Source organism: Gilliamella sp. wkB292, from assembly GCF_001690235.1.
Classification (GTDB): Bacteria; Pseudomonadota; Gammaproteobacteria; order Enterobacterales; family Orbaceae; genus Gilliamella; species Gilliamella apicola_F.
Genome location: NZ_LZGO01000032.1, coordinates 37478 through 48739 on the forward strand (window position 1 = coordinate 37478; position 11262 = coordinate 48739).

An 11262-nucleotide genomic window follows, 5' to 3' on the forward strand; every position below is an offset into this window, starting at 1 on the left:
CGCTAATTTTTTTACTAATATGAAAAATTTATTTATCTCAAGATAGGCTAAAAATCTTGATAAAGATTCTTTGCTAATTTTTATGCAATAGGACATAATATCGTCAATAAAATAACAAGTATATTTACCTGTAATAGTAAGGATTAGATGAAAAAATGAGATTGATAAAACAGTTGGCTGTGTTAGGTTTGTTTTTGACGTTATGTGCTTGTGACGATCAAAAAGAGAAAACTGTCGATTTAGAAAGTACTAATAAAACGGAATTAATTACAGATAATACTACGCATAATTCGAATGTTAATTCGCAATCTCATAGCCCATTTAATCCAACACCTGAATTAATTGAAAAATATAAAGGTAAAAGCCTAAAAGTTATCGATAGTTCAGAAGTCATTATTGATGGTTCAAGTACTTTAGTTGTGACGTTTTCTGTTCCTATCAATCCAAAATTGAATTTTTCAAATTTATTGAGATTGGTTGACAAAGAGAGTGGTGTGGTTGATGGCGCTTGGGAGTTGTCTGATAATGGCCTTGAATTAAAACTTCGTTATCTTCAACCAGATCGTAAATTAGTTTTAACTATTGATAAAATGTTATCAGCTATTAATGATAGTCATTTACCCGAAGTTTATCAAACCGAGATAACCACTCAAGACCGTAAGCCAACAGTCGGCTTTGCAAGTACTGGATTATTATTACCAAGTAAATCGATGAGTGGGTTACCTATTACCACGCTCAATGTTGACAAAGTTGATATAAACTTTTTCAAAATTAAGCCAGAAAAATTATCCAGTTTGATCGATAATTATGGCTTTATTAATATGTTATCTATTTGGCGTTCGCAAGAGATGAGCGAATTTACTGACTTAGTTTATTCCTCAAGATTTGATCTTAATCCTAAACCGAATGCTCAAGAAACCATTATCGTTAACCTTTCTAACATTACTAAACTCAATCAAGAAGGGGTTTATATTGCGGTAATTAATCAAGCAGGAACTTATAATGAATATAACTCAGCAACAATATTTTCAATAAGTAATATTGGGGTTTCACTTCATCACTATAAAAATGGTAAATTAGCGGTAATGGCTCATGGTTTAGATAACGGTAAACCACTCGCCAATATTAATTTATCACTGCTATGCCAAACCGAAAATAGTAACAAAACATGTAAAAACCTGACAGCAACAACAGATAAAGATGGTTATGCTGAATTTACCAAAACAAAAAGCTCTGCCTATAACATATTGACGGCTACTGATGGCCAGCAAACCTCATTTGTGACTATTGATCGAAACGCACTCAATTTAACGGATTTCAATCTATCTGGTACGCCGTTTTATCAAAAACAATTGTTTGTTTTTGGCCCTCGTGATCTTTATCGTCCAAAAGAAACCGTCTATTTCAATGCACTATTACGCGACGCAGATGGTCAGCCATTACCTGAACAACCAATCATCGCTGAGGTGATATCGACTAATGGTCGAGTTGTTGAAACTTTCCATTTAAAAAGTCGTGCAGATACCAATGGTTTATATCAACAACAGTTTGTTATTCCCGATGATGCCGCAACAGGTAATTGGACAATTCGTTTTAATTTAGGTGATGATAACTTTCGCCAATGGAACTTCAAAGTAGAAGAGTTTTTGCCAGAACGTATGGCAATGGAAATTCACAGTTTATCTGATGAGCCAATTCTAAAGGATGAAGATGTTTCCTTTGATATCAAAGGTTGGTATTTATATGGCGCACCTGCATCCGGTAATCGCTTAGATGCGAATCTTTATTTAAAGAAAGCCGACACTATTGCTGGATTAGCTGATTTTAAAATTGGTCCAGTTACTGATGATAATCTATATGAGGATCTAGATTCTTTAGGGTTGGAGTTAGATAACGATGGCTTAACTCAAATTGATGTGAAGAAAGTTTATTGGTCCGAAACGCAATCGCCTGTCAAAGTTGTTTTACAAGCTAGTTTGCTAGATTCTGGCGGTAGGCCGGTTACACGTTATGCAACGCAAACTATTTGGCCAGCACCTAAAATGCCGGCAATTCGAGCATTATTTGAAGACTCGCCTTATTATGATTGGAATAGCGATAATTATTTACAGCGTCCTACTGTAGACATAAATAGTAATGCTGAATTCGAAATCGCTTACGTTGATACGCATGGTGAAAAATTAGGTACAAATTCATTAAAAGCTAGACTGATTCGTGAGCGTTATAATTATTATTGGGTGTGGTCAGATGTAGATGGATGGAGCCAAAGTTACAACTCCAAGGAGTTTGTAGTTTCGGAAGATCAGTTATCGATTGAGCCAGGCAGTACCACAAAAATAGCCTATCAACCAACCGATTATGGTTCTTATCGTGTTGAAGTTGTTGATACTAACACTAAAGTCGTAACAAGTTTTCGATTCTGGTCTGGTTATGACTGGGAGGATAATACTCAAGGTACTAAATCGGTACGTCCAGACCAAGTTAAGTTAAGTATTGATAAGCCATCTTACAATCCTGGCGATGTCGCTAAAGTTAATGTTCAAGCACCTGTAGCAGGTTCTGGCTATATTTCTCTTGAAACCAACGATGGCACCATTTGGAAAAAAGCCATTACAGTTGGTGAAGAAGGTTTAGATGTCGACATTCCTATTGAAAAATGGGGACGACATGATATTTACATTAGTGCTATGATTGTTCGCCCGTCGACGGACGCTTCAGTGCAAACCATAAAACGCGCAATTGGTTTGCTTTATTTACCGATTGATACGGCTAATCGTCAATTAAATTTTTCAATTGATGCACCGGTACAAGTACAACCAGAAAGCGTTGTGCCGATTAAAATTAAAATGGATAAATCATCTATCCAAAAAGATAAAAAAGTGACTGTATTGGTTTCAGCAGTTGATTCAGGTATTTTAAATATTACTGATTATGTCACCCCCGATCCTTATGCAGGGTTCTTAGGGCGTAAACGTTATAATGTCGATATTTATGATGTCTATGGCAAACTAATTGAAGCTACCGGCCGTAATGTTAACATGAGCTTTGGTGGTGATGCGATGGGCGCTGGTGGGAAAAAACCGTCAAATGACGTTCAAATTGTTGCACAACAACTTAATACCATTGAGTTAAATGACGAAGGTGAAGGTGAGATTAATTTACCTTTACCTAATTTTAATGGTGAACTACGAATAATGGCGCAAGCATGGGATGATAACCGTTTTGGTAAAGCGGATAAAAAAATGAAAGTTGCAGCGCCGGTTGTTGTTGAATTATCTACGCCGCGATTCTTATCTGGTGGTGATCGTGCAGTATTAGCGTTAGATGTGCATAATTTGACTGATAGCACACAAACTATGCAAGTTGAAGTATCAACCGCGGGTTTGATTAAGCAAAATGAAGCAAAAACGATATCGGTTAAACTTGATAGTAAACAAAAAGATATTATTCAAATTCCTGTGATTGCTGATTATGGTTATGGTGCAGGTTCAGTGACGATAGCGGTCAAAGGTATTTTACTAGAAGATAATTCAGAGGTTAACATTGAACGTTCATGGTCAATAGGCGTAAGACCAGCCTATGCTGGCACAACACGATCTTATGTTGCAGCATTAAATACCAATCAAAGTTGGCAATTACCAGACCAAGCATTAACTGGATTAATTGATAACACTGTTGCAGGGCAACTGGTTATCTCTAATCAACCACCATTAAATATTGCTCAATATATCAAAGCATTATTTGCATATCCTTACGGTTGTTTGGAACAAACAACCAGTGGTTTATTCCCATCGCTATATGCCAATAGTGAACAACTTGCAGAGTTAGGCATTAAAACCGACGCTGATGATAAACGTCGTGAAAAAGTACAATTAGGTATTTCACGTATCTTATCAATGCAACGCAGTAATGGCAGCTTCGGTTTATGGAATAGTCATAACGAAGAAGAGCATTGGTTGACTGTGTATGCAACGGACTTCTTATTGCAAGCTAAAGAACGGGGTTATCAAGTTAGTGATAAAGCACTTGATTTAGCAATGACACGTATAGGTCAATATATCTATGATGCATCTGCATTTAATAATCTTAATTATTATGGAGATTCGCGTAATCTAGAGTTTACCAAGTTGTCAATCAAAGCTTATGCGTTAATGGTGCTAACTAAACAAAATAAAATTACCTCAGCAATGCGTAACGAGATAAATTATTTATCAGACAAAATTAATAGTGATAAGTCATTTATCTATTCACCATTACCTTTAGCACAATTAGCGGTTGCTGCAAAATTGAATGGTTATCAACCTATCTATGAACAATTATTACCATTAATTTTCAGCACGCCATATCAGTATAATAATAACTGGTTAGGTAATTACGGCAGTGAAATACGTGATAAAGCATTAATACTCTCTTTACTGTTAGATAACAATATGGCTCAAAATAATCAAGCTAGTTATTTATTTAATTTATCAGATTTATTAAATGATAAACGCTATTTTTCAACACAAGAGTTAAACGCATTGTTTATTGCTGGTTGGTCATTAGAACAACATAGCACTGGTCATAAATTCAACGTGACGATAAATGGTAAAGTTAATGACGTGAATTCGGTTTTTTCACACTCTTATGATTATGATGGGTTAGCTCAAGGGTTAACGATTAATAATGCAGAATCGAGTGAACCACTTTATATTAAGTTTTCTGTTACCGGTTATTCCAATACACAACCAGCACCAACGTCACCTGATGATTTCTTTAATATCAGTCGTCGCTATTACGATTTGCAGGGTAATAACATATCACCAGCAACTTTAGAGGTTGGTTCAATGATGGTTGTAGTTTTAGATGTAACGGCTAAAAAACCTGTTAATGATGCCTTGATTGTTGATTTTTTACCAGCAGGTTTGGAACTTGAAAATCAAAATCTTTCTAATAGTAGTGTAAATTTATCATCAATTCCTGCTATAGCGGATTTAATGAAAGGTGAGGATATTAGTGATATTAAATATCAAGAATATCGAGATGATAGATATGTTGCCGCCGTTAATCTGCAAAAATATGTAGCGCGAGATACCTATCGTAAACGTATCGTTTATTTAGTTAGAGCGGTAACGCCAGGCGATTATATGATTCCTTATCCCTATGTTGAATCTATGTATCGTCCAGAACGCTTTGCGATAGGACAATCACATGATTTGATGACTATTTCAAATCCGAAAAAGGAACAAAATTAATCAAATATCAATAAACTTGACTGATTATTCCGCCAAAATATTTGGCGGAATTTTTATTTGTAAGTATATTTAGCAAGGTCACATAACAACGATAATGAAAAAACACTTTTATAAATTATTCAAATTTGTATTGATATTATTAGTTTTATTAGTCGGTAGTTTTTTGATTGCTGATCATCTTTTTCCATTATCTATTTCCCAAAATAAAACTACGCAAACGGTTGTTGCTGAAGATGAAACACCCTTATGGCGATTTGCAGATCAAAATGGTGTTTGGCGTTATTCGGTCAGCCTTGATGAAGTGCCAGACTATTATCTTGACGTTTTATTAAATTATGAAGATCGTTATTTTTACGATCATATTGGTATCAATCCGGTTTCTTTAGTTCGTGCTGCTTGGCAAAATATATCCAATGATCGAATCATTTCCGGTGGTAGTACTCTCTCTATGCAAGTGGCGAGATTATTATATCCACACGATCGAACTCTGCTCGGTAAGCTAAAACAGCTCTTTCGAACCCTGCAACTTGAATTACATTATAGTAAAAAAGAGATTTTAACTTTATATATTAATCATGCTCCTTATGGTGGCACAATAGAAGGTATTGGCGCAGCAAGCTGGTCCTATTTTGGTAAACATCCCAAAGCGTTAACAAGAAGTGAAGCTGTATTATTAGCCGTATTACCTCAAGCGCCCAGTCGATTGAGGCCTGATCGATTTCCTGAAAGAGCTAAGCAAGCTCGCGATAAAGTATTAGATAGATTGGCGGAATATAAGGTGTGGTCCAATGATTTGATCGATCAAGTTCGACGTGACGAAGTTTGGGTCTATCCACGAAAAACGCCGCAGTTGGCGCCTTTATTAGCTTATCGTTTAAAACAGAAATATCCGAATGAGGATATTATTCATTCCACTATTGATGCTTCGCTTCAATATAATTTAGAAGATTTAGCCATAAACCGAGCAGCACAACTACCGCCTAAAACATCATTGGCTATTTTAGTTGTCGATCATACTGATATGACAGTTAAAGCGTATATTGGTTCAGCTGATTTTAATGACAAAGAGCGCTTTGGCCAAGTGGATATGATTAGTGCGTTAAGATCGCCAGGCTCTACACTAAAACCCTTCATTTATGCCTTTGCCATTGATGATGGCATGATTCACTCTGAGTCGTTATTACAAGATGTTCCACGTATTACTACTGATTATCGACCCACTAATTTTGATGAGGGATTCAATGGCCCGGTTAGCGCATCGGATGCATTAAGTAAATCATTAAACTTACCAGCAGTTCAATTAATTGAGTTATATGGGCCAAAACGATTTGCCGGTAAATTGGCTGGCATTGGTTTACCTTTATCGTCCATAGCAAATGAGCCTAATATCTCGTATATATTAGGTGGCGCTTCAGTAAGAATGGATAATCTTGTCAGCGCCTATAGTGCATTTGCAAGGCATGGTGAGGTGAGTCCTTTGCGTTTTACTCAACAAGAGCCATTAATTAATAAACCCCTTATTTCAGATGGTAGCGCTTGGATAACAAGACAAATGCTAATTAATAATAATTTATTAGCTTATAAAACCGGAACCAGTTATGGCTATCGCGATGCTTGGGCAATTGGTATTAATCCACGATATTTAATAGGGGTTTGGGTAGGGCGGCCTGATGGAACGCCTGTTGTGGGGCAATATGGTTCAATCTCTGCAATGCCGATTTTACAACATGTTAATTCTATTTTATTAAATAGAGAAAACCGTTTAAATCGACCACTTACTGCTTATGAAAAACCAGAATCAGTATCGTCTATAAAAATTTGTTGGCCATTAGGGCAACCGCTTCCTGAGTCAGATGCGAACTGTCACCGCCAAAAAACAGCATGGGTATTGAATAATATTGTTCCACCAACATTAAGCACCTATAGTGAGTTAAAAAATAATATTTATCGTTCTGGTTGGATAACGATTTGGGTTAATGAACAAGGTAAGCGTGTGGCGGCGGATTGCCCCGGTGCGCAAAAAAAACAAGTCGCACTATGGCCAGTATCATTAGAAAACTTTCTATTAACCAAAGAGAAAAGACGGAATTTATTGCCACCAATTGATAAACATTGTCCGGTAATGGGGCAAGATATTTTTTCACCACTCAATATTGTTGGATTAAATGATAAACAACTACTTAGAGCATTGCCCGGCAATAATCAAGTCACCGTTGATTTAACACCTGAGGGGGGATATGGGGAAAAATGGTGGTTTTTAGATGGCAATCTTATTGCACATTCGATGGATAGTGATAAAGTTGCAGTCACTTTATCACAAAAAGGTGAACACTTTTTATTATTGATAGATGAAAGTGGTCAAATTGCGCGCGTCAAATTTACCTTCAATTAATAAGGATTAACTCATGGCTATAGAACGAACTTTATCAATTATCAAGCCAAATGCAGTTCGTAAACAGATAATTGGTGAGATTGAAACTCGTATATCACAAGCAAAATTGAATATCATTGCTTTAAAAATGTTAAAGTTAACAAAAGAACAAGCAGAGGGCTTTTATGCTGAACATCAAGGTAAACCGTTTTTTGACAATTTAGTAAAATTCATGACATCTGGTGCAATTGTTGTGCAAGTGCTTGAAGGTGAAAATGCAATTAAACGCTATCGTGAATTGATGGGGCCAACCGATTTATCTAAAGCCGCTGCGGGCACGTTGCGAGCAGATTTTGCTGACAGTGTGACTGAAAATGCAGTACATGGCTCGGATTCAGCAGAATCAGCCGAAAGAGAGATTGCTTACTTTTTTGTCGAAAATGAAATAGTAGGAAGCTAAAGCGCTTTATAAAATGAAGATGTTATGCGAGTTAGCAACAACATATCGCGCAAACAGACATCTAAAAATATTTTTGATTAACCATCTATATCAACGTTAAGTATTGGTTTTTCAGCATTTTAATTAACAAACAGCAATCATTAATCACTCAATCATGAGAAAGTAGGGTTGACGCTTTTAATATAACTATTAGTTATAAGCATGTAAAAATTTATTATTTATTTACCTAAGTTATTTGCTGTTAGACTTTAGTTGTACTTAACACTATCCTTATTTGGGGAAATCAAGATGAAATTTTTAACTAAAACGCTAACAGTAGTAGCATTAATTGGTAGTTTATTAGGAACGAACTCTGCTTTTGCGGATCGTTTGGATGATATTGAAAAACGCGGTGAAATTAAAATAGCCGTATTTGACAGTAATCCGCCGTTTGGCTTTATTGATGAAAAAACGAATAAAATTGCAGGGCTTGATGTTGATTATGCCAATGAAATTGCTAAAGCGTTAAAGGTTAAAGTTGATCTTGTACCAACTAATCCCGCTAATCGTATTCCTTTACTAACCTCACAAAAAGCAGATTTAATTGTAGCAAACTTTACGGTAACTGATGAACGCGCTAAAACAGTCGATTTTAGTTTACCTTACTTTGCTACCGGGCAAAAATTTATTGCCAAAAAAGGGTTATTAAAATCGCCTGATGATTTAAAAAATTTACGTATTGGTGCTGATAAAGGTACGGTAATGGAAATTACTTTACGTGAAAAGTACCCAACAGCTAAAGTGATCTCATATGATGATACGCCTTTTGCTTTTACTGCATTGCGTAATGGTGTGGTTCAAGCTATTACTCAAGATGATGCTAAATTAATTGGGTTATTAGCAAATGTTCCTGACGAACAACGCGCTGCATTTGAAATTTCGCCATTTAGTATTACGCAAGAATATCAAGCTGTTGGTATTCCAAAAGGGGAAACTCGATTGAAAGAAAAGGTTGACCAAATACTATTAAAACTTGAAAATGATGGTGAAGCGTTAACGATTTATAATCGTTGGTTTGGACCAGAAACCAAATCAGCTATGCCGCGCGGTGATTTTAAAATAGGTCAAGGTTTATAATTTATGTTTGAGCAGTTACTAGAACCACGGTACTTATGGTGGTTATGGGATGGTTTTTTAGTCACTATTGCTATTTCGGTTTTAACAATCATTTTATCTACTCTATTGGGTTTTTTGCTAGTTATTGCTCAACAAAGTCATATCAAAATTATCAAAGGCGTTGTAATTAGCTATAACGCCATTTTTCGTTATTCGCCATTATTGCCTCAACTGTTTTTTTGGTACTTTGGCATTGGAAGTTTATTACCTGCTGAATTTAAAATGTGGTTATTTGATGAACCGCAGATTAATTTGTTTTTGTTCACTTTAAAAATGCCGTCATTTGAATTTATTATTGGCTTAATTGCTTTAACATTTTATTCTAGTGCGTTTATTGCTGAAGAATTTCGAGCAGGAATATCTGGGGTGAGTAAAGGTCAACAGCAGGCATCATCGGCACTCGGGTTGACTTGGTGGCAAAGTATGCGTTTTATTATTTTGCCGCAAAGTTTTCGTATCGCATTCCCGCCATTAATTGGCCAATATATGAATATTATCAAAAATTCATCCCTGACCATGGCGATTGGCGTATTAGAGTTGTCTTACGTTTCTCGACAAGTAGAAACTGAATCGCTTAAAACTTTTCAGGATTTTGCCATTGCAACGTTTTTATATATTTTAGCTATAGTGATTGTAGGCACGCTCGGCAATATTTATCAGGCAAAACGGCTGCAATTTGGTAACAAGGTTTAATTATGGAACTTAAAGGTTTAGCACTTATTTGGAATAACCTAGATTATTTAATGTGGGGAAACTTTCCTGGCGGCATTTTTTTGACACTATTAATGAGCATTGCGGCTATCTTTTTTTCTACACTTTTGGGGATTTTAGCTGGGTTAGGCTTAACGGTGACCAAAGGTATATGTCGTTATATATTAATTAGTTTATTGGGTTTTTTAAGAGCTATTCCTGTTATTATGCTAATTTTTTGGACTTACTTTTTATTACCTATATTACTTGATATTGATGTGCCGGCTATAGCTACTGTGATATTCGCGTTATCCTTAATTGGCGCGGCTTATATTGGTCATTCAGTTTATGCGGGTATGATTGCGATTGCCAAAGAACAATGGCAAGCCGCTTATTCGTTAGGTTTGACTAAAAGACAAGTTATTATTTTTATTATTCTGCCGCAAGCATTAAAAATGATGTTGCCATCTTTTGTTAATCAATGGGTTTCACTCATCAAAGATACCTCTTTAGCTTATATTGTTGGTGTGGCCGAATTTACTTTTGTTGCAACACAGATTAACAATCGTAGTATGGTTTATCCAACCGAGATATTTTTATTTGTCATTGTTGTTTATTTTATTATTTGTTGGTTGTTGGATTTTTCTTTATCTATGCTATCAAAAAGTCGGCTATTTCGTATTAACTAATCAATATGGTTGGCCCACCTAACTAACCATAATTTATGACTATTTCAAGTTTGCTAAAATTATTATCTCTTTATCAAATAGAGTATTATTCCACTTATTTGGTATATCAAACTGAGATGGAATTTATATTTGAAATTTATTTTATTAAGGTTGAATTAAGATTTATTCATTAAATTAGTCCATATAATAAATAACATAGGTTTTTTTTATGTGGCACAATGTGAATACTCAACTTTTTTTACTCATCAATGCATCAGAACAAGCCTCAAAAACATTTGTCTATTTTGCTGTTTTTTGTGCAAATTATTTAGTCTATTTGCCTGTTATTGTTTTAGGCATTTATTGGTTTTTACAACCTTGTTCTCGACAATTAATTATTAAAATAGCACTTAGCTTGGCTTTGGCATTATTGGTCACCTTTATTCTTCGCCATCTCTTTTATTCACCGCGTCCTTTTGCACAAAATATAGGGACCAATTATTTATATCACGATAAAACAAGTTCTTTTCCTAGCCAACATGCGGTTTTTGTTTGGACTATTTGTTTAGTCATTTGCTTAAATTATGGCGCCAAATTAAAAAAACTTTTATTGCTATTTACTGTCGTGGCTATTTTAGTCTGTTGGAGCCGTGTCTACCTAGGTGTCCATTGGCCATTAGATAT

Annotated in this window: 7 protein-coding genes; all 7 read left to right on the forward strand. The window is 35.5% G+C overall.

What is annotated here, in order from left to right; all coding sequences use genetic code 11:
• Positions 1 to 155 precede the first annotated feature (155 nt).
• Positions 156 to 5234, forward strand: a complete 5079-nt coding sequence (locus A9G09_RS03620; RefSeq protein ID WP_065633552.1) for an alpha-2-macroglobulin — start codon at positions 156 to 158, stop codon at positions 5232 to 5234.
• A gap of 94 nt (positions 5235 to 5328) precedes the next feature.
• On the forward strand, positions 5329 to 7626 hold the full coding sequence (gene pbpC / locus A9G09_RS03625) for a penicillin-binding protein 1C (RefSeq protein WP_065633553.1): 2298 nt from the start codon (positions 5329 to 5331) through the stop codon (positions 7624 to 7626).
• 13 nt (positions 7627 to 7639) lie between these two features.
• The gene (gene ndk / locus A9G09_RS03630) at positions 7640 to 8065 is read left to right on the forward strand and encodes a nucleoside-diphosphate kinase (protein WP_065633554.1); all 426 of its coding nucleotides are present in this window, start codon (positions 7640 to 7642) and stop codon (positions 8063 to 8065) included.
• A 288-nt stretch (positions 8066 to 8353) separates the two neighbouring features.
• Positions 8354 to 9181 (forward strand): ABC transporter substrate-binding protein, encoded by an 828-nt coding sequence (locus tag A9G09_RS03635; RefSeq protein WP_065633555.1) that lies wholly within the window; start codon positions 8354 to 8356, stop codon positions 9179 to 9181.
• Positions 9182 to 9184: 3 nt separating this feature from the next.
• Entirely contained in the window at positions 9185 to 9913 is a 729-nt protein-coding gene (locus A9G09_RS03640) for an amino acid ABC transporter permease (RefSeq protein WP_065633556.1), read from the forward strand.
• A gap of 2 nt (positions 9914 to 9915) precedes the next feature.
• Complete coding sequence (locus A9G09_RS03645) at positions 9916 to 10599, forward strand: amino acid ABC transporter permease (protein ID WP_065633557.1); 684 nt, start codon at positions 9916 to 9918, stop codon at positions 10597 to 10599.
• 208 nt (positions 10600 to 10807) lie between these two features.
• The coding region (locus A9G09_RS03650) for a phosphatase PAP2 family protein (RefSeq protein ID WP_065633558.1) at positions 10808 to 11262 on the forward strand (455 nt) is incomplete at its 3' end.